This is a genomic window from Planktotalea sp. (genome assembly GCF_018607995.1).
Taxonomy (GTDB): domain Bacteria; phylum Pseudomonadota; class Alphaproteobacteria; order Rhodobacterales; family Rhodobacteraceae; genus Planktotalea.
Window position 1 is genome coordinate 34,665 of the sequence record NZ_JABBAL010000002.1, and the last position, 25,427, is coordinate 60,091.

The 25,427-nt window shown below is 55.1% G+C and carries 23 protein-coding genes; 6 read left to right on the forward strand and 17 right to left on the reverse strand.

Translation table 11 applies throughout. The annotated features are described in order from the left end of the window. From QZ280_RS00470 to QZ280_RS00505, 8 genes are all read right to left on the reverse strand, one after another. Positions 1 to 309, reverse strand: coding sequence for a hypothetical protein (locus QZ280_RS00470; protein ID WP_293440094.1), 309 nt, complete (start codon positions 307 to 309; stop codon positions 1 to 3). Continuing rightward, positions 309 to 1,472 carry an isovaleryl-CoA dehydrogenase gene (locus tag QZ280_RS00475; RefSeq protein ID WP_293440096.1) on the reverse strand — a complete coding sequence of 388 codons (1,164 nt, stop codon included), beginning with the start codon at positions 1,470 to 1,472 and terminating at the stop codon, positions 309 to 311. Before QZ280_RS00475 ends, QZ280_RS00470 begins: the two co-directional genes overlap by 1 nt. 152 nt (positions 1,473 to 1,624) lie before the next feature. Beyond that, the gene (locus QZ280_RS00480; RefSeq protein ID WP_293440098.1) at positions 1,625 to 2,425 is read right to left on the reverse strand and encodes a glycosyl transferase; all 801 of its coding nucleotides are present in this window, start codon (positions 2,423 to 2,425) and stop codon (positions 1,625 to 1,627) included. Positions 2,426 to 2,504: 79 nt separating this feature from the next. After that, positions 2,505 to 3,671 (reverse strand): M20 aminoacylase family protein, encoded by a 1,167-nt coding sequence (locus QZ280_RS00485; protein ID WP_293440100.1) that lies wholly within the window; start codon positions 3,669 to 3,671, stop codon positions 2,505 to 2,507. A gap of 12 nt (positions 3,672 to 3,683) precedes the next feature. Further along, positions 3,684 to 4,859: a M20 aminoacylase family protein gene (locus tag QZ280_RS00490; RefSeq protein WP_293440102.1), complete on the reverse strand. Its 1,176-nt coding sequence runs from the start codon at positions 4,857 to 4,859 to the stop codon at positions 3,684 to 3,686. A 57-nt stretch (positions 4,860 to 4,916) separates the two neighbouring features. After that, complete coding sequence (locus tag QZ280_RS00495) at positions 4,917 to 6,257, reverse strand: FAD-binding oxidoreductase (protein WP_293440104.1); 1,341 nt, start codon at positions 6,255 to 6,257, stop codon at positions 4,917 to 4,919. Beyond that, the gene (gene argE / locus QZ280_RS00500; protein ID WP_293440106.1) at positions 6,257 to 7,429 is read right to left on the reverse strand and encodes an acetylornithine deacetylase; all 1,173 of its coding nucleotides are present in this window, start codon (positions 7,427 to 7,429) and stop codon (positions 6,257 to 6,259) included. Before argE ends, QZ280_RS00495 begins: the two co-directional genes overlap by 1 nt. 1 nt (position 7,430) lies before the next feature. Then, entirely contained in the window at positions 7,431 to 9,251 is a 1,821-nt protein-coding gene (locus QZ280_RS00505) for an ABC transporter ATP-binding protein (RefSeq protein WP_293440108.1), read from the reverse strand. 350 nt (positions 9,252 to 9,601) lie between these two features. On the opposite strand from QZ280_RS00505, the gene QZ280_RS00510 reads away from it, so the two are divergent. From QZ280_RS00510 to QZ280_RS00535, 6 genes are all read left to right on the forward strand, one after another. After that, positions 9,602 to 11,305, forward strand: coding sequence for a peptide ABC transporter substrate-binding protein (locus QZ280_RS00510; protein WP_293440110.1), 1,704 nt, complete (start codon positions 9,602 to 9,604; stop codon positions 11,303 to 11,305). Positions 11,306 to 11,449: 144 nt separating this feature from the next. After that, positions 11,450 to 12,457, forward strand: coding sequence for an ABC transporter permease (locus QZ280_RS00515; protein WP_293440112.1), 1,008 nt, complete (start codon positions 11,450 to 11,452; stop codon positions 12,455 to 12,457). Next, positions 12,450 to 13,424, forward strand: coding sequence for an ABC transporter permease (locus tag QZ280_RS00520; RefSeq protein ID WP_293440114.1), 975 nt, complete (start codon positions 12,450 to 12,452; stop codon positions 13,422 to 13,424). The genes QZ280_RS00515 and QZ280_RS00520 overlap by 8 nt, the downstream gene beginning before the upstream one ends. 64 nt (positions 13,425 to 13,488) lie before the next feature. Further along, a complete protein-coding gene (locus QZ280_RS00525) occupies positions 13,489 to 14,304 on the forward strand; it encodes a transporter substrate-binding domain-containing protein (protein WP_293440115.1) in 816 nt (271 codons plus the stop codon). 6 nt (positions 14,305 to 14,310) lie between these two features. Then, entirely contained in the window at positions 14,311 to 15,144 is an 834-nt protein-coding gene (locus tag QZ280_RS00530; protein WP_293440117.1) for an amino acid ABC transporter permease, read from the forward strand. Continuing rightward, complete coding sequence (locus QZ280_RS00535; protein ID WP_293440119.1) at positions 15,144 to 15,875, forward strand: amino acid ABC transporter ATP-binding protein; 732 nt, start codon at positions 15,144 to 15,146, stop codon at positions 15,873 to 15,875. The genes QZ280_RS00530 and QZ280_RS00535 overlap by 1 nt, the downstream gene beginning before the upstream one ends. A 26-nt stretch (positions 15,876 to 15,901) precedes the next feature. Here QZ280_RS00535 and QZ280_RS00540 read toward each other — a convergent pair whose 3' ends face one another. The 9 genes from QZ280_RS00540 to rsmH all read right to left on the reverse strand — a co-directional run bounded on the left by QZ280_RS00540 (position 15,902) and on the right by rsmH (position 25,427). After that, the gene (locus QZ280_RS00540; protein WP_293440121.1) at positions 15,902 to 16,252 is read right to left on the reverse strand and encodes a hypothetical protein; all 351 of its coding nucleotides are present in this window, start codon (positions 16,250 to 16,252) and stop codon (positions 15,902 to 15,904) included. Between the two features lie 36 nt (positions 16,253 to 16,288). Beyond that, entirely contained in the window at positions 16,289 to 16,618 is a 330-nt protein-coding gene (locus tag QZ280_RS00545) for a DUF2322 family protein (RefSeq protein WP_293440123.1), read from the reverse strand. Between the two features lie 25 nt (positions 16,619 to 16,643). After that, entirely contained in the window at positions 16,644 to 18,044 is a 1,401-nt protein-coding gene (murD, locus tag QZ280_RS00550) for a UDP-N-acetylmuramoyl-L-alanine--D-glutamate ligase (RefSeq protein WP_293440125.1), read from the reverse strand. Between the two features lie 177 nt (positions 18,045 to 18,221). Further along, positions 18,222 to 19,304: a phospho-N-acetylmuramoyl-pentapeptide-transferase gene (gene mraY, locus QZ280_RS00555; RefSeq protein WP_293440127.1), complete on the reverse strand. Its 1,083-nt coding sequence runs from the start codon at positions 19,302 to 19,304 to the stop codon at positions 18,222 to 18,224. Further along, entirely contained in the window at positions 19,304 to 20,761 is a 1,458-nt protein-coding gene (murF, locus tag QZ280_RS00560) for a UDP-N-acetylmuramoyl-tripeptide--D-alanyl-D-alanine ligase (protein ID WP_293440128.1), read from the reverse strand. The genes mraY and murF overlap by 1 nt, the downstream gene beginning before the upstream one ends. After that, positions 20,758 to 22,239, reverse strand: coding sequence for a UDP-N-acetylmuramoyl-L-alanyl-D-glutamate--2,6-diaminopimelate ligase (locus QZ280_RS00565; RefSeq protein WP_293440130.1), 1,482 nt, complete (start codon positions 22,237 to 22,239; stop codon positions 20,758 to 20,760). The genes murF and QZ280_RS00565 overlap by 4 nt, the downstream gene beginning before the upstream one ends. A gap of 42 nt (positions 22,240 to 22,281) precedes the next feature. Continuing rightward, positions 22,282 to 24,066: a penicillin-binding protein 2 gene (locus QZ280_RS00570; RefSeq protein ID WP_293440132.1), complete on the reverse strand. Its 1,785-nt coding sequence runs from the start codon at positions 24,064 to 24,066 to the stop codon at positions 22,282 to 22,284. Further along, complete coding sequence (locus QZ280_RS00575) at positions 24,063 to 24,443, reverse strand: cell division protein FtsL (protein ID WP_293440133.1); 381 nt, start codon at positions 24,441 to 24,443, stop codon at positions 24,063 to 24,065. Before QZ280_RS00575 ends, QZ280_RS00570 begins: the two co-directional genes overlap by 4 nt. Continuing rightward, positions 24,444 to 25,427 carry a 16S rRNA (cytosine(1402)-N(4))-methyltransferase RsmH gene (gene rsmH / locus QZ280_RS00580; protein ID WP_293440135.1) on the reverse strand — a complete coding sequence of 328 codons (984 nt, stop codon included), beginning with the start codon at positions 25,425 to 25,427 and terminating at the stop codon, positions 24,444 to 24,446.

Consider the following 25,427-nt stretch of genomic DNA (forward strand, 5'->3'; position numbering starts at 1 on the left):
TCAGGTTTCAGGCTTGTCCAAAGGTACAGCGCCGAGCTGAACTTTACCGTAACGGCTTGCTTCATACACTTCTGAAGCACCATCTCGCGAAGTGCAGGTCACAATCAGCCAAACACCACGTTGATCCGATGGTTTTGCGGCACAATCAGTGGCTTGGCGTCCGTCCCCCCCTAGGAGATAGTCGGTAGCCGCACGGCTGATCACATCACTTTCGTTCAGATCGGAGACATGCCAGCCAGCCCGCAACCCAAACAAAGCTGTCGCCACTGTGAGCGCCGCTATCGGCATCCAAAGTAGCCAGCGGGGCATCAGCCCATCGCTCCCATCAATTCGCGTCCGATCAACATGCGGCGGATTTCCGACGTGCCTGCACCAATTTCCATCAATTTGGCATCGCGGAAAATCCGCGCAACAGGGCTATCGTTCAGGAACCCCGCTCCGCCCATCGCTTGCACCGCTTGATGCGCGACAACCATTGCCTCCTCCGAGGCATAGAGCACGCAAGCGGCTGCGTCTTGACGTGTGACTTGGCCTTGGTCGCAGGCCTTTGCGACCTCGTACACGTAAGCGCGCGCTGTGTTCATTTTAGTGTACATATCGGCAATTTTGCCCTGCATCAGTTGGAAATTACCAATGCTTTGGCCAAATTGCTTACGCTCGACCATATAGGGCATGATTTCATCCAGACAGGCGGCCATGATCCCTGTGCCAATACCGGAGAGCACCACGCGTTCGTAATCGAGACCAGACATGAGCACGCGTACGCCCTTGCCCTCCTCACCGAGCACGTTCTCGAACGGAACTTGAACGTCCTCAAAGATCAGCTCCGCCGTGTTGGAGCCGCGCATCCCAAGCTTGTCGAAATGATTAGAGGTGGAGAAGCCCACCATTGATTTTTCGATAAGGAACGCTGTCATCCCTTTGGAGCCCGCATCGGGATCAGTTTTGGCATAAACCACCAAGGTGTCCGCGTCCGGGCCATTGGTGATCCAGTATTTATTGCCGTTCAAACGGTAGTGATCATTGCGCTTTTCCGCGTGCAACTTCATCGAAACCACGTCACTGCCCGCATTCGGCTCCGACATCGCGAGTGCGCCCACATGCTCGCCAGACACGAGCTTTGGTAGATATCGCGCCTTTTGTTCTGGTGTACCGTTAAGGCTGATTTGGTTCACACAAAGATTGGAATGCGCACCATAACTGAGCGACACGGAGGCCGAGGCCCGCGCGATTTCCTCAACCGCGATCACATGCGCGAGGTAGCCCATATTGGAGCCGTCGAACTCTTCATCCACAGTAATGCCATGCAGGCCCAGCGCGCCCATTTCAGCCCAAAGCTCTGGTGGAAACGTGTTATCAGCATCGATCTGCCCCGCCATCGGCTTCACGCGCTCTTGCGCCCACCGATGCACCATATCACGCAGCGCGTTGATGTCTTCGCCCAGATCGAAACTCATTGAATGGGTGAACATGGCGTTGGCTCCCGAATTTATTGAACACTTGTTCAGATAATGGCTCAGACATGCGATTCCGTCAAGCAGGGCGCGCAAATGAGTAGCGCAGCCCATTTTGGCGGATGGCGGAGCCTCCGGTGGGGATGCTAACAGAGATAGAAGGCCGCGGGTTATGCGTAATCTGGTCCAAGGTCTGCTTTGGCGCGGTCGATCCAGTGATCTTGCAACCACGCACAGGGTTTGGCGTAGCGGATGATTTGGCCTGTATAGCCGGTGAGTGCGTCAGACATCTTCGGGCGGCCATGAAAGCAAACCACGCGCGCGTCTTGGGGGAGTGTTGAGGGGCGCAAGTAGTTCATTGGGAATGGGTTGGTGTCATATTTGAAGGATACGACCCATTCAGGTGGGATGTACGCGAAGCAGTCGTTGTCCATGGCTTTGTGCGAAGTGTAACGCTGCTCAGATCCACGTGCTTTTTCAACCTCCGCATAGGGATTTGCGGCAAGGTCATTGTAGAGAAATGTATGCGCCTCAGGGTCATATCGAAAGACCGATCCATGTCCCGTCGGGCGGCCTTTGCGTTTTTCGGTCCAATCGTGACGCATCGCAATTTTACCCGTGGTCATATCGTAGATGTCATCCAATGGGCCGGTGATCACCACATCCAGATCAAAGCCCAAGACAGGGCCTTCAAGATTGGGGATCAGGCCCGGTTTGAATAGGGACACTTTGCGCATTGCGCCTTGGCGATTTGCCACAGCCAACGCGTCATTCATCGGACCTAGGAACGGTTCCTCAGGCAGGTCGAGCGTTTCGATGTCAGGATGAAAGCCACGTGTATCTTCTGTCATGCAGATGAACCGGATGGGGCGGGACATGTTACGGCGCACGCCGGAATAGAGGCGGTTCACGTATTCAGGGCCAAAAAGCTTGCCCCATTTGATGCAGACGATTGTAGCTGGTGTGTTCATGAACGCGGTCTACGCGGGACATCTGTGTGGGGCAAGACAAAGGTTGCCTTACGTGCTCAGCACGTAAGGCAATTGGCGCTTAGGCCGCAGGCATGCGTTGCTCGACAATTTCGGCCCACCAGCTAGCACCTGACGGAGAAGTCTCATCGTTGAAGTTGTATTCAGGGTGATGCACCATCGCCGTGTCGCCATTGCCGACAACGATATAAGCACCTGGACGCTCTTCCAACATGAACGCGAAGTCCTCGCCACCCATGACAAGCGGCGCTTCTTCTGTTGGCTTGCCCGACACGCTTTCAGCCACTTTTGCTGCGAACTCAGTCTGTTCCTCGGAATTCACCATCACCGGATAGTTGCGCGTGTAATCCAGATCAATCCGCCCGCCATAGGTCGCAGCGACACCTGCACAAATTTCGCCCATCCGCGTTTCAGCCAAATCGCGCGTGGCGTTACTTAGGGTGCGCACAGTGCCTTTAATGTTAACCTTTTGGGGGATCACATTGTGTGCCTTGGAGGATGTTTCAAACGACGTCACAGACACAACAAGCTGCTCTACCGGGTCCACATTACGCGACGCAATCGTTTGTAAAGACAGCACCAATTGGCTCGCCATGACAGTCGTATCCACGGTGTCATGCGGTTTCGCCGCGTGACCGCCCCTGCCCTCCAGCTCTATCTCGAAAAGATCCGCCGCCGCAAAGAAAGGACCAGAACGGATTGCGAATTCCCCAACAGGCAGGCCCGGCCAATTGTGCATGCCATAGACTTCTTGGATGCCAAACTTCTCCATCATGCCATCTTCACACATCTCGCGACCGCCACCGCCGCCTTCTTCCGCAGGTTGGAAAATCACCACGACTGTGCCGTCGAAATTGCGTGTCTCGCTCAGATACTTCGCGGCACCCAAAAGCATTGCCGTGTGCCCATCATGACCACATGCATGCATCGCTTCGGGCGTCTTGGAGGCATAGTCCAGACCCGTTTCCTCATGGATCGGCAAGGCATCCATATCCGCGCGCAGGCCAATCACTTTGCCAGAGCCGTTTTGCTTACCCTTAATCACACCTACAACACCCGTGCGGCCAATCTTGCCCACAACCTCATCGCAACCGAACGCTTTTAGCTTTTCTTCAACAATCGCTGAAGTGCGATGGGTTTCAAACAGGATTTCAGGATGCTCATGCAGATCACGGCGCCATTCGGTGATCTCGGGCAGCATTTCGGCAAGGCGATTTTTGATAGGCATTTCAGTAGCTCCTTAAGCAGCAGGCATGCGGGTTTCGATCATGCCAGCAAGCCAGGAACAGCCCGCAGGGATCGCATCATCGTTAAAGACATAGTCGGGGTGATGCACATTCACACCCTCTTCCCCGTTTCCAAGGAAAATATAGGCTCCGGGGCGCGCTTCTAACATGTAGGAAAAATCTTCGCCCGCCATGATCGGCGGCGTGTCATCATCCACGGTACTGCTGCCTGCAACCGCGCGCGCAACTTCGGCGGCGAAAACGGTGTTTTCTTCCGTGTTCACGGTAACAGGATAGCCGCGGTCATAGTTAATCTCGACGACGCAATCATACGCCTCCGCTGTCGCGGTGACAATCTTTTGGAAGCGCCCCTCTACAAGATCGCGCACTTTAGGATCAAGCGTGCGCACAGTGCCGCCAAGTTTTACCATCTGCGGAATCACATTAAACGCAGCACTGTCGTTGCTCATCGTGCAGACCGAGACTACAACATTGCCCAAAGGATCAACATTGCGACTTGCTATGCTTTGCAACGCCAAAATGATATGCGCAGAGGCGACATTCGGATCAATCGCTTCGTGCGGAGCAGCGCCGTGCCCGCCTTTTCCGGTGATGGTGATCGCAAACTCATCCGTTGCCGCGAGCAATCCGCCCGCTCGAATCGCAAATTCACCCACGGCACCGCCGGGCATATTGTGCAGGCCATAGACCTCTTGCACGCCGTATGTATCCATCACACCTTCATCGACCATGACTTTGCCACCGCCACCGCCCTCTTCTGCGGGTTGGAACAACAGCACTGCAGTGCCATCGAAATTACGCGTCTCCACTAGATATTTAGCGGCCCCGAGTAGCATCGCCGTGTGACCATCATGACCACAAGCGTGCATTTTTCCGTCGTGCGTGGATTTATAATTAACATCGGCCGTTTCATGGATCGGCAGCGCATCCATATCCGCACGCAACCCAATGACGCGGCCGCAGGTGTCGGTCTTGCCTTTGATCACCGCGACCATACCGGTCTGTGCGACACCCGTCTCAAGTCTATCAACACCAATCTCGCGCAGGCGTTCTTCGACGTAAGCGGCAGTTTTAGGCAGGTCGAAATTCAACTCAGGGATCGTATGCAGATGTTTGCGCCACTTGGTGATTTCAGCATGTAAATCCGCGAAACGATTGTGAATTGGCATATCCGCTCTCCCCCTGTTTGGCGGCAGCCTGTCCTATCTCGCCGCATTGGGCAAGCGCTATAGGTTCGGACCCAATTCCAACGTGCTGCCATCAAAAAACCGGCTGAGGCGGAATCGGTTCAAGTCATGCCCAGGCTCTTTGCCCTGCATCAGCTTAGCAGTGATCCGCCCAAACGCAGGCCCAATCCCAAAGCCGTGTCCGCACATCCCTGTGCAAATCGTAAGGTTGGGTAGGGCCGCACAGGCATCCACAACAGGCACAACATCAGGCATTACGTCGATCATGCCGGCCCATGCGTCTTTGATCGTCACCGCACCAAGGCTGGGGAAAGTACCCGCAAACTCGCGTGCGAGTTTTTCAACCTTTCGCGCATTGGGCTTGGGGTTGAGGATGCGCATCTTCTCGAACGGGCTTTGCTTATCCGCACTCCACCGTCGATTTGTCCCCCAGGCATCAGGAAACCCCTTAGGTGCAGCAAGCAAATAGCGCGTGCCAAGCGGATCTTTGATTAGTTGCGGCAAAAATCCCATCGCCGCACGAAACGCATCAGGGCCAACAAACAATTCGTGAAATCCTGAGGGTGCCAGTGAATAGCCCCCATCCGCGCGCCGCCGCCACGCAAGGCGATCATCCACGCCACTATCGCTGACCACCTCGGGCAAAGCATCGGTCGCTGCCACAGTAGCGCGCACGGACAATTGCGGGATCGACACGCCATGGCGTCGAAGCAAAAGTGAGGACCACGACCCGCCCGCCAGCGCCACGCGCTCCGACTTAATACGGCCCTTTTCGGTGATCACTCCTGTGACTGCGCCTCCTTCGATGTCAAGCATCCGCACCGCGCAATTCTCGATGATTGTGACGCCATCCTCGACCGCCGCACGCGCTAATGCTGGCACAGCCACCCAAGGTTCCGCTCGCAGATCGTTCGGCGTGTAAAGCGCCCCCGCCCAGCGCGCGTTTGCATGCGGAATATGATCTGCAAGTTCACGTGCATTGAGTAGTCTCGAGTTGAGCTGATACGGGACGGCGAGCTCCAGCCACTCCTGAAAGCCCGCCATATCGCCGTCCTTGGGGGCCATGAAAAGTGTGCCCGTCTGTGCCAAGCCTAACCCACCAACACGCGCATCCAAGTCGCGCCATATCGATTGCGCCTCAAGCATGATGGGGATTTCTGCAAGGTCGCGCCCTTGTGCACGGATCCAGCCCCAATTGCGCGAAGATTGCTCTCCCGCGATGCGCCCCTTCTCCAAAAGCACAGGTTTCAGACCCACTTTAGCCAACTCCCAAGCGGTCATGACCCCAATAATCCCGCCACCAATCACCACAGCATCCGCGTCATTTGGCAGTGGCGCGTCATGCTCGATCGGGCTTTGATCAGTGATCGGCAACGCCATTACATCAAGCGCTCAAGCAGCTTCTCCATAAAGGCGTGTCCTGCGTTGAACTGCGCAACGGTACAAAACTCATTCGGTTGATGCGCTTGTGCGATATCACCCGGACCACAGATCACAGCGGAATAGCCGTGCTCTTGGAACTGGCCTGCTTCGGTGCCGTAACTCACCTTGTGACTCGCATTGTCGCCCGTAATCTGGCGCACCAGAGTTTCTGCTTCGCCGTTTTCTTCGGGCACCAAAGGGGGCACGTTAAACCGCTCAGTCAGCTCAATCGACGTCTCGGGCACCACAGCTTGCATCATCGCTTCCACCTCGCGGACTTTCGCGAAATAGCGGTCGCGCCAATCAAGGGGATCTTCGCCGGGGACAACGCGAAAATCCAGGCCGAAGTGGCAGTCCTTGGCGGTAATATTATGTGCTGTGCCACCCTCGATAACGCCTACATGCGCACTGGTGAAAGGCGGATCAAATTGTGCGGCGACCTCTGTTGGCTCTTGTGCCATATTCGCAGCGTTCACATCATTGGCCCAGTCAATCAGTTTCGATCCATACATGATCGCGTTGACGCCTGTGTGCAGCAAGGATGAGTGCACCTCGAAACCCTTCACATGGGTCATGTACCCGCGCCCGCCTTTGTGACCCGTGACCGCTTGCATCATGCTGGGTTCACCCACGATCACCGCGCTCGCCTTGGGCAAAACGTCAAGCATGCGATTGATCATAGGTGGCGCACCTGTGCAGCCGATTTCCTCGTCAAAGCTAAGCGCAATCTGCAAAGGCCGTTTCACAGCGCGCTTGTGCGCCTCAACCAAGGCCCAGATCGCGAGGGCGTCAAAACCCTTCATGTCGCAGGTGCCACGCCCGTAGTATTTGCCTTCTTTTTCGGTGACGGACCAAGGATCCGTGTCCCAAGGTTGGCCATCAATCGGCACCACGTCGGTGTGACCCGACAGTACGATAGCGCCCTCTTGATCCGGTCCCACATGGGCAAACAACGCGGCCTTTTCAACGGTGCGGTTCTCATCGTCATCGTAGTAACGGTGGCAAGTGATGCCGTGCGACATGAGATATTCCTCCACCCAATCAATCAATGGCAGATTGCTATCGCACGAGACAGTCGGAAAGCTGATGAGCTTAGTCATCAGCTCTAAAGGCGTAAACGTTTCAACCATTTCAATACCCGCTATCAGTCAACAACACGAAGTGCTCTGGCGACACCTCTTGATACATCGAAGGCTCAGGTGCGTAGCCAACTGGGTGCATCGGCGACGGGATCGGTTTGAAATTCAAGTCTTTCTCATCCTTGCGTTTACGCGGATCGGCAATCGGCACCGCTTTCATCAAAGCTTGCGTATAAGCGTGGCGCGGGTCTTCAAACACCGCCGCGCGCGGACCCATTTCAACGATTCGGCCCAAATACATCACGCCTACATAATGGCTTACACGTTCCACCACAGCCATATCGTGACTAATAAACAGATAGCTCAGACCCATTTCTGCCTGAAGCTCCATCATCAAATTGACAACCTGCGCCTGCACGGACACGTCCAATGCAGAGACCGCTTCATCCGCGACAATCAACTTGGGATTCAGCGCAAGCGCGCGCGCAATCGCGACACGCTGGCGTTGACCGCCCGATAGCTCATGCGGGAAGCGGCGCAAGAAAGAGCGCGGCAGTTCCACACGATCAAACAGCATTTCAACACGATCCGTCAGCGCTTGGCCCGTTTCGGTTCCATAGTTGCGCATAGGTTCGGCGACTTGATCAATCAATTGCATCTGGGGGTTTAGCGATGCGAAGGGATCCTGAAAAATCATCTGCATATCCAAACGGCTTTCGCGTAGCTCGGATTGGTTCATCTCCATAATCTCTTTGCCCTCGAGCGTGATCTGCCCGCTCAAAGGCTCAACTAGACGAAGCAGTGATCTCCCGACAGTAGATTTACCACAGCCAGACTCGCCCACCAAAGACAGTGTTTGGCCTTTGTTAATTGTGAAGGAGATATCCTCCGAGGCATGCACATTCGCGACGATACGCCGCAGCAAACCGCCCGTCACAGGGAACCGCGTTGTGAGGCCTTTTACGGTCAAAAGCGGCTCATCCGTGCCAAGGATCGGCTTGATCTCGCCCTGATCGCTGCCAAGTAGTTTCATCGGTTCCGGCGCTGCTTTGCCACGCATTTCGCCGAGTTTCGGAACAGCAGCCAAGAGCGCTTTGGTATAGGGATGCTGCGGGTTCTCGAAAATTTCTTCGACGGTGCCCTCTTCGACCTTAGTGCCGCGGAACATCACCACAACACGATCCGCCATCTGCGCAACGACGGCCATATCATGGGTGATGAACATTACGGCCGTGCCCGTCTCGCGCTTGAGCCGATCCATCAGCGCCAATATTTCAGCTTGAATGGTAACATCCAAAGCCGTCGTTGGCTCGTCCGCGATCAGCAAACGCGGCTCGCACGCCAGTGCAATCGCAATCACTACACGCTGGCGCATACCGCCGGACAATTCATGCGGATATTGATCAAGACGCTTCTCAGGTTCTGGAATTCGCACTTGGCGCATCAGCTCTAACGCGCGCTCTTCCGCTTGTTTCTTGGACATGCCGCGATGCACGCGCAGGCCTTCAGTCAACTGGCGACCTACGGTGAACACGGGATTTAGCGCCGTCATAGGTTCTTGGAAGATCATCCCGATTTCATTGCCACGGATCGTGCGCATCAAATTAGGGTCCGCCGCGCGCAGATCCATTTCGCCTTCATCTTTTCGATCAAAAATTAGGCGCCCGCCTGCTATTTCACCACCGCCGTATTCCACAAGACGTATAAGCGATAGCGAAGACACGGATTTTCCAGACCCAGATTCGCCAACCACACAGACCGTTTCGCCGGAGTTAATCGAGAAAGATACGTCTTCGACACCGACCACGGGTCCGTCTTTAGTTTGAAATTCAACCCTTAGATTTTCAATCTGTGCAATCGGTTGGTCGAGCATATGAAGTCCCCCAGCCGGCAACATCCGGCGTGCCTTTCAACACGCTAGAGGCACATCGCGCGCGATGTCAAACAGCTTAGACGCTTCACGGTGCCCCACCGCAAGACAGGAACCAAAAATTTTTAAGCAAGACGAAAGCAGTCCCGCAAGGCGCTTGCAATTTTCTTAAACTCTGTTTCGATACAGCTATTGGCTGGGGGACGCCTTCGTGCATTTTGCGTCTTTTGACGCGTTATCGCTGCGGTATTTTCCCAAGCTGTGAAGACGAGATCGGCCGAAACCGATCCGTATAGAACGCAAGGAAGCGCTGCTGATATAGCGCTGTCTTTGCACAACAAGGAGAGACTTTTATGAAGCTTCGTACACTCATGTTGGGTGCTGCTGCGAGTTTTGCGATGGCCCCAATGGCCATGGCTGAGCGCGGATCGGACGGCACTGTTAACATCATCTATTGGCAAGCGCCTTCCATCCTGAACCCGTTCCTGTCGGGCGGAACTAAGGACGTCGAATCGGCATCCCTCGTGATCGAGCCGCTAGCGCGTTACAATGAAACCGGTGAAATGGTTCCTTTCCTTGCGTCAGAAATCCCAACAGTTGCCAATGGCGGCGTTTCCGAGGATCTGACACAGATCACATGGAAAATCGCTCCGGGTCTGATGTGGTCTGATGGCACGCCACTCACCTCCGCGGACGTGAAGTTCACAGCCGAATATTGTATGCACCCAGAGGGCGGCTGTGCTCAGCTTGCATTCTTTGACGGTGTGGACAGTGTCGAAGCTGTCGATGATCTGACGGTAAAAGTGACATTCAGCGAGTCTAAGCCAAACCCATATGGCCCCTTCGTTGGCGGACAGTCCCCGATCATCCAAGCAGCGCAATTCGCGGATTGCCTTGGTGCAAAAGCACCAGAGTGCACAGACGCGAACTTCAAGCCAATCGGCACAGGCCCCTTCGTGGTTGACGATTTCCGTCCAAACGACGTGATCCAGATGTCTGCGAACCCGAACTACCGTGACCCAGCTAAGCCTGCGTTCGCGAAAGTGAACTTCAAAGGTGGCGGCGACGCAAACGGCGCGGGTCGTTCTGTTCTTGAGACAGGCGAATTCGATTACGCTTGGAACCTTCAGCTGGCACCAGACGTCATCGCAAAGATGGAAGAAGCAGGTAAAGGCAAAGCAATCGCAGGTTTCGGCCCGTTGGTTGAGCGTCTCGAGATGAACATGACCAACCCAAGCCCTGATCTGCCTGCAGAGACGCGCTCCACGGTTGCGGAACCTCACCCGTTCCTTAGCGATCCTGCGGTACGCGAAGCTCTGTCTATCTCCATCGACCGCGCACTTCTAACTGAAGTTGGCTACGGCAAAGCGGGTACACCAACCTGTAATCTCGTGCCTGCTCCTGCAATCTATGCATCCGACAACACTGCTTGCTTGACGCAAGACCTCGATGGCGCGAAAGCGCTTCTCGATGGTGCTGGCTGGGTTGATAGCGACGGCGACGGTGTGCGTGAGAAGGACGGCGTGAAGCTTTCCATCCTCTACCAGACATCCACAAACGCGGTTCGTCAGGACTTCCAAGCGTTGATCAAAGACTGGTGGAGCCAGATCGGCGTTGAAACAGAGCTTCGTAACCTCGACGCGTCTGTCTTCTTCGGTGGTGACCCAGGCTCGCCTGACACGTTCCAGAAGTTCTACGCGGACGTAGAAATGTATGCGAACACGTTCAACGGCACAGATCCGCAGCAGTACCTTGCAGCGTATCGTTGTGGCGCAGAGCCAAAGCCATCCAGCCAATGGCAGGGTGAGAACATCAACCGTTTCTGCGATCCAGCATATGACGAGATGATTGATGAGCTTGGCCGTACAGGTGACATCGACAAGCGTGGTGAAATCGCGCGTAAGATGAACGATATGGTTACGAAAGACACAAACACGATCATCCCATTGGTGAACCGTGCACGCGTTTCCGCGCATGCAAACTCACTTGGTGGCGTTGTTCTAAATGTTTGGGACAGCGAACTGTGGAACATCGCAGATTGGCACCGTGTAAAATAAGCTAATCCATTAGCTTTCGCGCCCCGCTGGTCGTTCACTGGCGGGGCGTATCTCCCCCAGCCCACTGGTTTGTTTGCCGCTTCGCCCGACGCCATACTCTCAAGGCGCAGTCGCTAATCAACCCGATCTCATGTCTGGATCCTCATGCTAACATTCACGATTAGACGTCTGATTTTGTCTATTCCAACGTTGCTCTTTATCAGCCTCGTGATTTTCCTGCTGATGGAACTCGCCCCCGGTGATCCGATGGCGCAGGTGCCCTTAACGGTACCACCCGAGGTCAAAGAAAAAATGCGCGAAGCTCTTGGTCTCGGTCAGCCCGGCTATATTCGCTATCTCAAGTGGCTTTATCAGTTCTTCGTTATAGAGCCGATGGTGTTTTGGGACTATCTGTGGGGTACCGCCCACACAGAAGGCGTGCAGCGCGTCATTTCATGGCAGACCCGCAGCCCAGTGATGGACATCGTGATCCAGCGTATGCCGCAAACGCTTTGGGTGGTTGGAATGGCCTATATCGTGGGCATCCTGATTGCGCTGCCTATTGGCGTGTACTCCGCCTATCGCCAGTATTCTGTGTTTGACCAAGCGGGCACATTCGTGTCGATGATCGGTTTCTCTATTCCTCCATTTTTTACGGGGCCTTTGCTGATCGTACTCTTCTCGGTGCAGCTTGGCTGGTTCCCCTCGATCTATGACACCACTCATGTTGTGACAGACTGGGCCAGCTTCAAAGTACAGTTCTTACAAATGATCATGCCGGTCATGGTGCTTGCGCTGCAAACCACCGCGCAAATCAGCCGTTATATGCGTGCGTCGATGCTCGAGAATCTCAACCAAGATTATGTGCGCACGGCCCGTGCTAAAGGCCTTTCCGAGGCGGTGGTTGTCATGGTGCATGTCCTCCGGAATTCGATGATCCCCGTGGTCACTGTCATTGCGCTGGGTATGCCTGCGATCTTTGGTGGCGCGATCATTACTGAGAACGTTTTCAAAGTGAACGGCATTGGCCAGCTCTTGCTGACCGCGCTATTTGCCAATGACATCCCAATGGTTCTCACGCTCACCTTCATCTTCGCGATCCTGATCGTGGTCTTTAACCTGATTGCCGATATCCTCTACGGCGTGCTTGATCCGAGGATCCGCTATGACTGATACAGCCCAGCTTGACCCGATTGCCGCCCTCAAGGACAAGGAACCGTCCAAGCCACCTCGCAGCCAGTGGAAAGATGTGTGGGACCAGTTCCGCAAACACAAAGGCGCGCTCTTTGGTGGTGGTTTTTTGGTGTTCATCACCCTGTTTGTGATCTTTGGCCCCTACGTTTGGCAACTTGATCCGCAAAAACTGGACATACGCAACAAAGATGTACGCCCGATCTACACATGGCTGTGGGACAGCGATGCAAAAGTGTCGTGGACCCGCCCCTTTGGTACAGACAATCTAGGGCGTGATATGCTGGCCAATATGATCAAAGGTGGGCGCACATCGCTCGCGGTGGGTTGGGCCGCGATGGTGCTGGCTTTGTTCGTCGGCACGCTAATCGGCGTGCTCTCGGGCTACTTCAAACGCCTCGATGGCATTTTGATGCGCTTCACGGATCTCGTACTGTCCTTGCCGCTGTTGCCCTTGTTGTTGGTTGCTGTAACTCTTTTCCGCCAACCCCTGCGCGCGGCCTTTGGGCCAGAGCAAGGCATGTTCGTGCTGATTGTTGGCATCATCGCGATCACCTCATGGATGCAAACCGCACGCATCGTGCGTGGTGAAATTCTCGCACTGAAAGAGCGCGAATTCATCCTCGCTGCCCGCTCGATCGGCACGATTCCTTATAAAATTATCACTCGCCATTTACTGCCCAACATCATGTCGCCCATCATGGTCTCCGCGACGCTGGGTCTTGCGACTGCGATCATCACGGAAAGCGCGCTCAGTTTCCTTGGCGTGGGCTTCCCATCCGACTTCCCCACATGGGGAAAAATGCTTGCCGATAGTGTGCCACGCATGACCGAATACCCAGAACGCGTAATGCTGCCTGGCATCGCCATTTCCCTAACAGTGCTTTCGGTGAACTACCTTGGCGACGGGCTACGTGATGCGCTTGATCCGCGCATTCGAGGGCGCTGAGCGAACATACCCCTGCGTGCTCAACACGCAGGGCCACCCAATACCCGAACAAAGGACATCACATATGAAAACTCTATTTCTCACAACCGGGCTAGCCCTCGCCCTCTCCGCAACATCCGCATTTGCCGCAGGTCATTGCGCCGCTGGCAAGACGCTCACAGATGGCAAAATCACCTTCGCCACAGGCAACCCCGCCTACTACCCTTGGGTCATGGACGATGCGCCCGAAAGCGGAAAAGGCTTTGAAGCCGCCGTCGCCTATGCCGTAGCCGAAGAAATGGGTTTTGCCGCAGACGATGTCGTCTGGGTACGCTCCTCTTTCGACGAAGCGATCCAACCGGGCGTGAAGAACTTCGACCTAAACATGCAGCAGTATTCGATCACTCCAGAGCGCGATGAAGTCGTCGACTTCTCCTCCCCCTACTATGCAGCCCCAATGGCCGTTCTTGCAGGCCCGGGCGCAGTTGAAACAATGCCAACGCTAGAAGCCTTGAAAGCGCTCAAATGGGGGGCTGTCGGCACAACAACCGCCGTTTCCGTGCTGCAAGATGTGATCCAACCCAGTTCTGATCTATTGCTCTACGGTGACAATGCCGACGTGAACGCAGCGATCCAAGCCAACCAGATCGACGCCGCGCTTTATGATCTGCCAACCGCGCTATATCTATCCGCTGTGGTTATCGAAGGCTCCAAAGTTATCGGCCAGTTCGATGCCAGCGCAAGTGGCGACGGGGACGAGTTCGGCATGTTGATGGAAGACGGCAACCCTTTGAAAACCTGCGTTGACGAAGCGCTTGCCTCAATGGGCAAGAGCGGCAAACTAGCTGCGATCGAAGCCGAATGGCTGCAAGAAACAACAGGCGTTCCACTGGTTAAGTAAGCGCTGATGAGCACCAAAGAGACAGGCGGCAAAACCCGTCGCCAAATTTACGAGGACCGGCTTCGTCGCCGGTCCTTACGCATTGCGGCCCTTTCAACCGCGCTGGTCGTCGGTGCGATTGTTGTGCTTGTGCCCATGGCTCCAGGTTGGGAGAAAGTACAAAAAAGCTTCTTCAACAAAGACGTTTTCCTAAAAACCTTTCCCAAATTGCTCGACGCATTCCTGCTCGACGTCGCCATCTTCGCTTGGTGCGCGCCCCTCATAGCGCTCCTTGGCCTCGCCGTAGCATTGATGCGAGATGTGCGTTCCCCTGCGCTGTTTCCGTTGCGTATTTTCGGCGCACTTTACACCGACATCTTCCGCGGCGTGCCTGTGGTCCTTACCGTCTACCTCATCGGCTTTGGCATTCCCGGTCTAGGCCTGCCGCGCCCTTGGAATTCACCCTACATTTGGGGCAGCCTTGCACTGATCCTCACATACTCCGCTTATGTGGCCGAAATTTTCCGCTCTGGCATCACCTCAGTGCATCAAAGCCAACGCGCGGCCGCGCAATCACTGGGCCTTGCAGAGCGCGATGTCATGCAATTTGTGGTCCTACCCCAAGCAATCCGCCGCGTGGTGCCTGCGCAAATGAACATATTGATCGCTTTGCAAAAAGACGTGGCCCTCCTCAGCTTTATCGGCCCCGTTGAGATCTTCCGCCAAGCGGGCGTGTTCAAATCCTTGCTCGCCAATTTCACACCCTATGTGGGCGCTGCAGTGATCTTTCTATGCGTGACAATCCCCGCCACGCGCTATGCTGATTATCTGATGAACAAACAAAACAGAGAGCGCAGCTAATGCCCAAACTCTCCCTGCGCGGCGTGGTGAAACGCTTTGGTGACAATACGGTTTGTGATGGTATTAATCTGGACGTGAATGCGGGCGAAATGGTCTGCCTGATCGGCGCATCCGGCGCGGGTAAATCAACACTTCTGCGCTGCATCAACCTGCTGGAACCCGTTGAGGATGGAGAGATCTTTCTGGATGGCGCGGACATCTCCATTCCCGGTCTGGACCCTGAACCTGTGCGTCGCCGCATTGGTATGGTGTTCCAAAGCTATAATCTTTTCCCGCACATGACAGCTGTTGAAAACGTCCTGCTCGCCCCACGCCGCAACCACAAAAAATCCCGTGCAGAACTGATGCCCGAAGTCACAGCCCTATTTGCGCGCTTCGGGTTGGCCGAACACATGGGCAAATATCCAGACCAACTGTCAGGTGGCCAACAACAACGCGTCGCCATCGTGCGTGCGTTAGCTATGCGCCCTGAGGTGATGCTGTTTGACGAGATCACATCCGCCCTCGACCCTCAGCTCGTGGGCGACGTTCTGGACGCATTGCGCGCTCTAAAGGCAGATGGCATGACGATGATCCTTGCAACGCACGAAATGGGCTTTGCCCGTGAAGCCGCGGATAAGGTCTGTTTTCTGAAGGATGGTCGCGTCCTTGAAGAAGGCAAGCCAGAAGAGATTTTCGAGCGTGCCCAAAACGAAGACACCCAACAGTTTTTGGCGCGGACCCTGAAGTAAGTCGCATTAAGCCAACCTACCCTGGTTCACCGCAGTGCAGCAGACGGCCAATAAGCAACGGCCCGCTTAAATTCCGCGTCATGAAAGCTGATCGCCTCCACCCCAAACGCATCCCCGTGAAAGCACCCAATGCGCTGCGCGCACTCAAAGAACCCTTGACGCGGGATGCCACCCGTCGCCTTGCTAACGACAAGTGCCGCGATCAACGGATGGCCTGCCGCAGCATCCTCTTGCATCAGCTGTTCAAGTGCTTGCGTCACTTGTTGAATGGTGTTGGGCGGTTCAAGATCGAGCTGTTGCGCAAGCGCGCTGTAGGTAACGGACTGGCCTTGCGCCGCAATTTCGGTCAGGTGGCGGCGAACGCGATCAGCTAACATGTTGCGAGCGATTTCACTGCACCAAGCCTCGCAAGATCAGGCCTGAACCAAACGCACTTGAAGCGTGTCAGACCCATCAAGAATGCTCAACAAATGATCGATATTCGGATGCGCTCCAGGACGTGCTTTGGCATCTGCTGTGTGTTCCGCAAAAACTTCCAGACCGTGCTGTGCAGCCTCCGCGTTAATCTCTCCGAATTCTTGGGAAAGATATTGATACACCACCAGTGAGCCCTGTTTGCCCGGCTGGTTTTCGATGCTCGCCATCACATCGCCAGTGGCACCAATAAGCTCGATACGCGCGAGCGTGTCGATTGATGGCAAAAGCTTCAGGTTTTCTTTGAAGGAAAGCGTCGGTTGGATCATGTCTTAGTCCTCAATGGAGTGTGTTTCATTTGGCCAGTTCACCCAGCACTAACTGTGTGAAATGCTCACCGCGTTTCTCGAAACTATCATACTGATCAAAGCTCGCCGCCGCAGGGGCCAGCAACACCGTTTCGCCCTCGCTCGCATCTTCCGTAGCGCGCGCCACAGCTTGCTCCATCGAGGTACAGACCTCCGTCTTAACCCCTGCCAATTGCATCGCAAATCCTGAGGCTTCGCGCCCGATCACATAGGCTTTCAGCACTTCGTCCGCCGCGTTCGCCAAAGCCTCAACGCCGCCTTCTTTTTCCAATCCACCGCAGATCCAGCGGATCTTTTTGAATGCGCCCAAAGCCTTCGCAGCACTGTCAACGTTGGTCGCTTTGCTATCGTTCACGTAGGTCACACCAGCGACATCCGCCACAATCTGACTGCGGTGTGGTAAGCCTGGATAACTCGCAAACGCGGCTTCGATCACGCGTGGTGCTAACCCCAAGGTGCGGCACACAGCATAGGCACAGCAGGCATTCTGGTGGTTGTGCGTGCCCGGCAAACCCTTGATCGCACGTAGATCGATAGAACCGATCTGACGCCCCTTGCGGTACTCTGACAAAAAGCCCTTCTTGGCAAATACGGTCCAGCCGAAATCGGTCAGTTTGCGCTCGACAGAGATGCGGATGACCCGATCATCCTGTGGCCCTTCAGCCATTTGCCCGGCCAAGTACAGTCCCTCATCCTCGTCGATGCCGATAATCGCACGCTCTGGTCCACCTTCGGCGAACAAACGTCGTTTAGCAGCGAAATAGCCGCCTATGCCCTGATGGCGATCCAAGTGATCTGGCGAAAGGTTGGTGAAGACCGCAACATCAGGCGTTAACGCACGCGCAAGGTCGGTTTGATAGGACGAAAGTTCAAGTACCACGACCTCACCATCTATTGCAGGGTCTATGTCCAAAACACCGCGCCCGATGTTCCCCGCCAATTGCGTGGCGCGGCCTGTGTGCTCCAATACGTGGTGGATCAAGGCAGACGTGGTGGATTTCCCATTCGATCCCGTCACCGCCACAACGCGCGGGGTCACGTCCATGTCGTCCCATTGCGACGTCGCAAAAGAGCGGAAGAAGAGCGATATATCATTATCTACAGGCACGCCCATTTGCAGTGCCTCTTTGATCACAGGATTAGGCGTCGGGAAGAGATGTGGAATGCCGGGCGATATGACGAGCAGCGCGAGATTGGCAAGCGTTTGACCTGTGAGTTTCGCCGTCTCAAAGCCCTCGCCCTCCGCGATTGCACGGGCTGCTTCATTATCATCCCAACAGATTGGGATCGCGCCACCCGCGCGCAAAGAACGCGCAGCAGATAAGCCGGACCGTCCGAGCCCCAGCACACCCACCCGTGCGCCTTTATAACCTTGCACTGGAATCATGGTCAGCCTCCCAATTCTTACGATCTGGCTAAATGAAATAGCCCCGTTTGGGAAGGCTTACACCGTTCAATACTGCAAGATAAAGCGCTCTAAAAGATCTGTGGAAACCTTCTTTCAAAATGGTCTGAGATAGAGAAGTGGCTTCGTGTGCTGCAGCACACGAGGCAATCGAAATCGTTATCGTACCTTCAACGACGCCAAACCAATCATCGCTAAGATCAGGGATATAATCCAGAAGCGGATCACAATCGTCGGTTCTGCCCAACCCTTTTTCTCATAGTGGTGATGGATCGGTGCCATTAGGAAGACGCGTTTGCCTGTGCGCTTGAAGTAGAGCACTTGAATGATGACCGAAAGCGCCTCCACCACAAATAGACCGCCAACAATCGCAAGCACCAGTTCGTGTTTAGTGGACACCGCGATTGCGCCCAAAGCGCCGCCAAGCGCGAGAGAACCGGTATCGCCCATAAAGACCGCCGCTGGGGGAGCATTGTACCACAAGAAGCCAAGGCCACCGCCGAAGATACCTGCCGTGAAGATCAGGATTTCGCCTGTGCCAGGAACGTAGTGAACGTCGAGATACTCGGTGAAATCGACGCGCCCCACCGCATAGGCGATGACGCCCAATGTGCCAGAGGCAATCATCACGGGCATGATTGCGAGACCGTCGAGACCGTCGGTTAGGTTAACGGAATTGGCCGCACCAACGATCACAATCACTGAGAATGGGATAAACAGATACCCCAAATTGATCAGAGTATCTTTGAAAATTGGCAAGGCAAGTTTGTTTTGCAAGCCTTCTGGATGATACTGCGCCGCCCAAAATCCCGCGATCGCGGCGATGGCAAAGCCAAGCAGCAAACGGATCTTACCGGAAACGCCGGCGGTGGTTTGCTTGGACACTTTCGCGTAATCATCTGCAAACCCGATTGTACCATAAGATATTGTAACAAATAGACAAATAAGAACGAACGGATTGTCCAAACGTGCCCACAACAGCGTCGATGTTAGCAAAGCTCCCACAATCAAAAGCCCGCCCATCGTGGGCGTGCCCGCCTTCACGAAATGCCCTTCGGGACCATCATCGCGGATCGGTTGGCCCTTGCCTTGGCGGCGGCGCAACACATTGATCAAAGGTTTGCCAAACACAAATCCGAAAATAAGCGCTGTCAAAAACGCACCGCCCGCACGAAAAGTGATGTAGCGAAAGAGGTTAAAAAAATCGCCTCCGTCAGAGAGGGCTGTTAACCAATATAACATTAAAAATCGTCCTTTTTACGCGTAATCATAGCGTCTTTCTTGGCCGTATGGCCCAATTTGCGAACCGCGTCTACTACGCGGGCCAACCCCACAGACAAAGATCCCTTTGCCAACACCACATCGCCCGCATCAAGATCGTGCCCCACTGTGGATGCCATCTCAGCGCTAGTTTCAAACCAGTGGCCGCGCTTAGCGTCGGGCAAGGCCTCATAGCAATGGCGCATCAAAGGGCCGACGCAGTGGATCATATCCAAATGCTCAATACTAGAAAGCCATGCGACGGCTTTATGCATCGCGTTTTCATCGTCGCCCAGCTCTTTCATATCCCCCAAGTACGCAATGCGCCGCCCCTTGTAGACACGCCCGATATCATGGGTCACCTCAGCTGCGGCGAGCACCTCCAAAGCCGCACTCAGCGACGTTGGATTTGCGTTATAGGCGTCATCAATCAGCTCGAGGGTCATGCGGCTGTCTGCAGGGTCAAGCGCGATCACTTCACGTGCGCCGCGTCCTGTAATCGGCGTCCAATTTGCGATAGATTGCGCCGCGAGCGCGAGGTCAGCGCCAAGTGCTTCTGCACTCGCCAAAGCCCCCAACCCATTCATCGCAAAATGCTGTCCAGCGCTTTGTATTTTGAACAACAGCGGTGCGCCCAGAATATTGGCTTCGACGACTGTCGTGTTACCGCTTAACACGCATTTTTCTAAGCAGTATTCATCCGCCGATGCACCAAACCAAACTGCGTTTATGTGCATAGTCTCAGCCTTAGCCTTCAAAACATGCGCAGTCTCGATATCAGCGTTGAGGATCACAACCCCGCCAGGCTCCAGTCCATTCATGATGGCTGCTTTTTCAGCGGCAATGCCATCGATATTGTCGAACGCTTCAAGGTGCGCGGCGGCGACTGTAGTGATTAAGCTCACATGCGGACGCACCATCTTGGTCAAAGGCGCTATTTCACCGGGGTGGTTCATACCGATCTCGATCACCGCGAATTCGGTCTCTTGCGGCATACGCGCCAAGGTCAAAGGCACGCCCCAATGGTTGTTGTAGCTCGCCACAGAGGCATGTGTGCGCCCTTGCGCTGACAGAACATCGCGCAGCATTTCTTTGGTGGATGTTTTCCCCACAGAGCCAGTGATCGCTACAATTCTTGCCTCTGTGCGGGCGCGACCTGCGCGGCCCAGATCTTCGAGTGCACTCAGCACATCCTCGACCAGCAGCAAAGGCGCTTTCCCCGCCACCCCCTCCGGCACATGGGTAACCAAGGCAGCCCCTGCCCCTTTAGCCAACGCTTGCGCCACGAATTCATGCCCATCGCGCGCGGCTTTCAAAGCGACGAACAAATCGCCCGCCTCGATGCTGCGTGTGTCAATGGAAATGCCGCTCACCGACCAATCGCCAACCGCCTTGCCACCTGTGGCGTTCACCGCATCTGCGGCTGTCCATAGTGTCATGCGCGATCTCCCTCTAAAGCGGCGACCGCAACGCTGGCCTGTTCACAATCATCAAACGGAAACACTGTGTCGCCGACGGTTTGTCCCGTCTCATGGCCTTTCCCCGCGATCAACAACGCATCACCCGGCCCAAGCGCGTCAACCGCGCGCAAAATGGCTTCGGCGCGATCTGCAACCTCGATTGCCTCTGGTGCGCCGCCCATCACAGCGGCCCGTATTAGCGCCGGGTCTTCAGAGCGCGGATTGTCATCCGTCACAAACACCAGATCGGCGTTTTCGGTAGCCGCTTGTCCCATTAATGGGCGTTTGCCCGCATCACGATCCCCACCCGCACCAATCAAGGCGACAAGCCGCCCCATCACATGCGGGCGCATCGCTTGCAGAGCAGTTTCGATGGCGTCTGGCGTGTGCGCGTAATCCACGAAAACCGTAGCGCCATTACTGTGCGTCGCGGCCAGTTGCATACGACCATGCACCGTTTCGAGATCACCCAGCGTGTCAAACACCTGCGCAGGGTCTTCACCGCACGCAATAACGAGACCAGCGGCAAGCAAAACATTCTCTGCCTGAAAGCCACCAATCAAATTGAGCCGCACTTGGAACGGGCTATCGTGCCATTTGAACAACAGATCCTGCCCCGTGCCATCATAGCGTTGCCCCTGCAAACATAGGTCCGCTTCGGGGTCCCTACCCACGCCGATCAACTCGTGCCCATGAGCTTGAGCGATCATCGCCACCTCTGCCCCTTTGGGATCGTCAAGGTTGACGACAGCTACGCCATCATCTTGCAAGACCCGCGTAAACAGGCCGATCTTCGCGTCGAAATACGCCTCAAACGTGCCGTGATAATCAAGGTGGTCCTGCGTGAAGTTGGTAAAGCCAGCAGCAGCGAGGTTCACACCATCAAGGCGACGCTGATCCAACCCGTGTGACGAAGCTTCCATCGCCGCATGCGAAATCCCTTCGCGTGCCAAGGTCGCAAGGGTGCGATGTAATGTTATCGGTTCTGGTGTTGTGTGCGCGAGCGGGAGATACAGACTTCCCTCGACACCCGTGGTGCCAAGGTTCACTGCCTCAAGATCCAGAAGATTCCAAATTTGGCGCACAAATGTGCTCACCGATGTCTTGCCGTTGGTGCCTGTCACAGCCGTCACAATCTGTGGTTGCGCACCAAAATAAAGTGCCGACGCAAAGGCCAAAGCGCTGCGCGGATCGTCTGTGACAATGATGGCAGCATCGGAATTGGCAAGCCCATCCGCTGCGATTTCGGCACCAACCGCATCCGTGAGGATCGCGCCCACGTCCATGCGCAAAGCGTATTGAATGAACTCACCACCATGTACTTTGGAGCCTGGCAAGGCCGCAAACAAGAAGCCTGCCTGCACTTCACGGCTATCCACCGCAATACCTGTAATGGCGGGATTACGCCCCTCTGCCGCGGTCAAACCGAGCTGTTGCAAAGTCACTGATGCTGCCATGGGCTGCCCCTACATCTTGCGGTTCACGGGTACGCGCACCCCTTAATTCGATGTAAGCGTTATACCAGCCAATTCACCCGGTTCAATCTCTGGTCTTAACCCCAAAAGCGGCGCGACACGGCCAATCATCTCTGCAGCGACGGGAACTGCCGTCCATCCTGCAGTTCTGCGCGGTTTTTTGCCAGATGTTTCGCTCGGCTCATCCAAGGTCACGACCAGCACATATTTTGGATTGTGCGCGGGAAAGAGTGACGCAAACGTCGCGATGACCTTGTCTTTATAATACCCGCCGCGTGGCTTGGGTTTATCGGCGGTGCCAGTTTTGCCGCCCACCGCATAACCCTGCACTTCGCCAAAGCTTGCCGTACCCTCGGTCACCACTTTACGCAGCATCTGACGCGCAAAGCGCGCAGTGTCTTCGCGCACAACGCGCGTGCCCTGCGGAGCTCCCATGCGTTTGACGATTGTTGGCTTAATATAGGTGCCACCATTTGCCAGCGCAGCATAGCCCGCGGCCAAATGTAGCGGCGAATTCGATATGCCGTGGCCATAAGAAATCGTAACCGCGCTCAAATCCGTCCAACGCTCTGGGTAAAGCGGCTTACCACCTTTCGCCTCAATGATTTCAAGCGGGGTGTAATCCATGAAACCCATCAGCTTCATGAACTCTTTTTGACGCTTCGCACCGATCTGCAACGCCAAACGACCCGTGCCACGGTTCGAGCTTTTGACAATGATGTCCGCAACACTCAAAACGCCATAATTCCTCTTCTTAAACTCACCAATGTTGAACCCACCGACGCGCAAAGCCTTGCCCGTGTCGATCATAGTTTGATGGTTCACAAGGTTTAGATCCATCGCCTGCGCGGCGGTGAAGATCTTATAGGCGGAACCGAGTTCATACACCCCCTGCACCGCACGATTGAACAAAGGACTGTCTGATGCATCGCCTTCAATCAGCGGGCTTGGACGCGCGTTGGGATCAAAGTCAGGCAGGCTAACAATCGAGATGATTTCACCCGTGTTCACGTCCATCAAAACCGACGCCGCACCTTTGGCGTTCATCAGCTTCATACCACCATAAAGCACACGCTCTGCTGCAGCTTGCACCGTAAGATCAAGTGACAAAGCGAGGGGTGCGCCACTGCGAGCCGGATCGCGCAACTCGTCATCGAAGTATTTTTCAACGCCAGCAACACCGATGACTTCAGCTGCATGTACGCCTTCACGCCCAAAACTTGCACCGCCCATAACATGCGCTGCAAGCTTGCCGTTGGGATAAAGGCGCATTTCGCGCGGGCCAAACAACAGGCCAGGATCGCCAATGTTATGCACCACTTGTTTTTGCTCGGGGCTGAGTTTCTTCTTGATCCACAAGAACTTACGCTTGCCCGTAAAATCCTTCAGCAGTTTCTCCTGCTTCAAATCAGGAAAGATAGCCGCCAATTCAGCCGCAACACGCTCCTTATCAACCATCTGCAAAGGCTGCGCATAAAGCGCATGGGTTTCAAAGTTCGTCGCAAGAATGCGGCCATGTCGGTCTGTGATATCAGCGCGTTGCGCTTGTATGATGCTACCCGCTGCCGCCGCGCGTGGCTCGCTCGGTTCCGTCGAGGCCAACACGCCCATACGCGCGCCAATGACGCCGAACGCGCAAAAGAATATCACCGAGAGGATCAGTAAACGCCCTTCTGCGCGCGTGCGAGATTTGTCGCGCATCTGTTCGTGGCGAATCCGCAGGTTTTCACGCTCGATCGCGGCGGGATTTTCACCACTGGCACGCGCTTCCAGAATGCGTGCAAGTGGGCGAAGCGGCGTGCGTATCATCGGAAGACACCATCGCCGCGTGTCACGGTTTCGCCGCCGGTCATGCCAGAGACGTCAACTGGATTGGTGATAACCAACTCACTCTTTGGCAAGCGGGGAAAAGCAACTTGATCGACCTTGCCAAATTGATCAGGGCGCAAAGAGGACAAACCCAAACGGTCGAAATTCACATCAGCAAGGTCACGCAAACGATCTGGTCGGTTCAAGTAAGCCCATTCCGCACGCAACACCGTCAAACGCGCGCGTGCTTGGCCGATTTCGTGGTTGATTTGTTCCGTTTTGGCGATCTCCGCCTGCGTTTGATAGTTCTCTTGATATGCCCAAAAGGCGAGACCAATCACGGCAAGGGCCGTTACGATATATAACAATGAACGCATTTAACGATCCCTTCGTAACATTGGCATGCCAAGCGTTTTCGGCGCGATATCGCCCGCAGCTGCATCGGTGCGGCATGCAAGACGCAGCTTGGCGGAACGTGCACGCACGTTGTTTTCTAATTCAAACTCAGACGCGGTAATGGCTTTACGGCCAAGCAGTTCAAACGCTGGTTTTTCGACATCAAGTTGGGGCGCAAAACGATTGGCATTACCCGTCGTGCCCGCGCGCGACTGTAAAAAGCGTTTCGCCATGCGATCTTCCACCGAATGAAACGTCACAATGGCCAGCAAACCACCTGGCGCAAGAGCGCGTTCTGCAGCCATAAGGCCGCGATAAAGTTCACCGTACTCATCATTCACCGCAATGCGCAGTGCTTGGAAGCTTCGCGTTGCAGGGTGGCTTTGCCCCGGCTTCTTGCGGGGCATACATTTCTCGATCAACCCTGCAAGCTGCAAAGTCCTGGTGATAGGTGTCGCTGCGCGCAGCTCAACAATTGCGCGCGCAATTCGGCGAGAGGCGCGTTCTTCACCAAAATTATAAAGGATTTCAGCAATTTCTTCTGCGTCATAGTCGTTGACGATATCAGCAGCACTTTGCCCTTCTTGCCCCATGCGCATATCCAAGGGACCATCCCGCATGAAAGAAAAGCCACGCTCTGCACGATCGAGTTGCATCGAGGAGACCCCAAGGTCGAGGACGACACCGTTCAAATCTTGAGCAAACTCGGCCATGTCCGAAAACACGCCCCGTTGCTGGATCAAGCGCGCACCGTATTGATCGGCCCAAGGCTGCGCCATTTCAAAGGCCAATGGATCGCGATCTACCGCAATGACGCTATCCGCACCCGCATCCAAAAGTGCGCGCGTATAGCCACCTGCCCCAAATGTGCCATCCAACCAACAGCCAGATATAGGGTCGGCCGCTTTTAGGATAGGCTCTAAAAGAACCGGAATGTGAGAGGCAGAGATGGCAGCCTGCGTCAT

Coding starts and splice junctions, on each gene's coding strand:
- QZ280_RS00535 (WP_293440119.1), top strand. CDS start 15,144: ATGCCCAAACTCTCCCTGCGCGGCGTGGTGAAACGCTTTGGTGACAAT.
- QZ280_RS00545 (WP_293440123.1), bottom strand. CDS start 16,618: ATGATCCAACCGACGCTTTCCTTCAAAGAAAACCTGAAGCTTTTGCCA.
- QZ280_RS00495 (WP_293440104.1), bottom strand. CDS start 6,257: ATGGCGTTGCCGATCACTGATCAAAGCCCGATCGAGCATGACGCGCCA.
- mraY (WP_293440127.1), bottom strand. CDS start 19,304: ATGTTATATTGGTTAACAGCCCTCTCTGACGGAGGCGATTTTTTTAAC.
- QZ280_RS00570 (WP_293440132.1), bottom strand. CDS start 24,066: ATGATACGCACGCCGCTTCGCCCACTTGCACGCATTCTGGAAGCGCGT.
- QZ280_RS00480 (WP_293440098.1), bottom strand. CDS start 2,425: ATGAACACACCAGCTACAATCGTCTGCATCAAATGGGGCAAGCTTTTT.
- QZ280_RS00505 (WP_293440108.1), bottom strand. CDS start 9,251: ATGCTCGACCAACCGATTGCACAGATTGAAAATCTAAGGGTTGAATTT.
- QZ280_RS00515 (WP_293440112.1), top strand. CDS start 11,450: ATGCTAACATTCACGATTAGACGTCTGATTTTGTCTATTCCAACGTTG.
- QZ280_RS00530 (WP_293440117.1), top strand. CDS start 14,311: ATGAGCACCAAAGAGACAGGCGGCAAAACCCGTCGCCAAATTTACGAG.
- QZ280_RS00475 (WP_293440096.1), bottom strand. CDS start 1,472: ATGTTCACCCATTCAATGAGTTTCGATCTGGGCGAAGACATCAACGCG.
- QZ280_RS00490 (WP_293440102.1), bottom strand. CDS start 4,859: ATGCCAATTCACAATCGTTTCGCGGATTTACATGCTGAAATCACCAAG.
- QZ280_RS00565 (WP_293440130.1), bottom strand. CDS start 22,239: ATGGCAGCATCAGTGACTTTGCAACAGCTCGGTTTGACCGCGGCAGAG.
- QZ280_RS00575 (WP_293440133.1), bottom strand. CDS start 24,443: ATGCGTTCATTGTTATATATCGTAACGGCCCTTGCCGTGATTGGTCTC.
- argE (WP_293440106.1), bottom strand. CDS start 7,429: ATGGTTGAAACGTTTACGCCTTTAGAGCTGATGACTAAGCTCATCAGC.
- QZ280_RS00510 (WP_293440110.1), top strand. CDS start 9,602: ATGAAGCTTCGTACACTCATGTTGGGTGCTGCTGCGAGTTTTGCGATG.
- QZ280_RS00470 (WP_293440094.1), bottom strand. CDS start 309: ATGCCCCGCTGGCTACTTTGGATGCCGATAGCGGCGCTCACAGTGGCG.
- murF (WP_293440128.1), bottom strand. CDS start 20,761: ATGACACTATGGACAGCCGCAGATGCGGTGAACGCCACAGGTGGCAAG.
- QZ280_RS00485 (WP_293440100.1), bottom strand. CDS start 3,671: ATGCCTATCAAAAATCGCCTTGCCGAAATGCTGCCCGAGATCACCGAA.
- murD (WP_293440125.1), bottom strand. CDS start 18,044: ATGATTCCAGTGCAAGGTTATAAAGGCGCACGGGTGGGTGTGCTGGGG.
- QZ280_RS00525 (WP_293440115.1), top strand. CDS start 13,489: ATGAAAACTCTATTTCTCACAACCGGGCTAGCCCTCGCCCTCTCCGCA.
- QZ280_RS00540 (WP_293440121.1), bottom strand. CDS start 16,252: ATGTTAGCTGATCGCGTTCGCCGCCACCTGACCGAAATTGCGGCGCAA.
- rsmH (WP_293440135.1), bottom strand. CDS start 25,427: ATGACGCAGGCTGCCATCTCTGCCTCTCACATTCCGGTTCTTTTAGAG.
- QZ280_RS00520 (WP_293440114.1), top strand. CDS start 12,450: ATGACTGATACAGCCCAGCTTGACCCGATTGCCGCCCTCAAGGACAAG.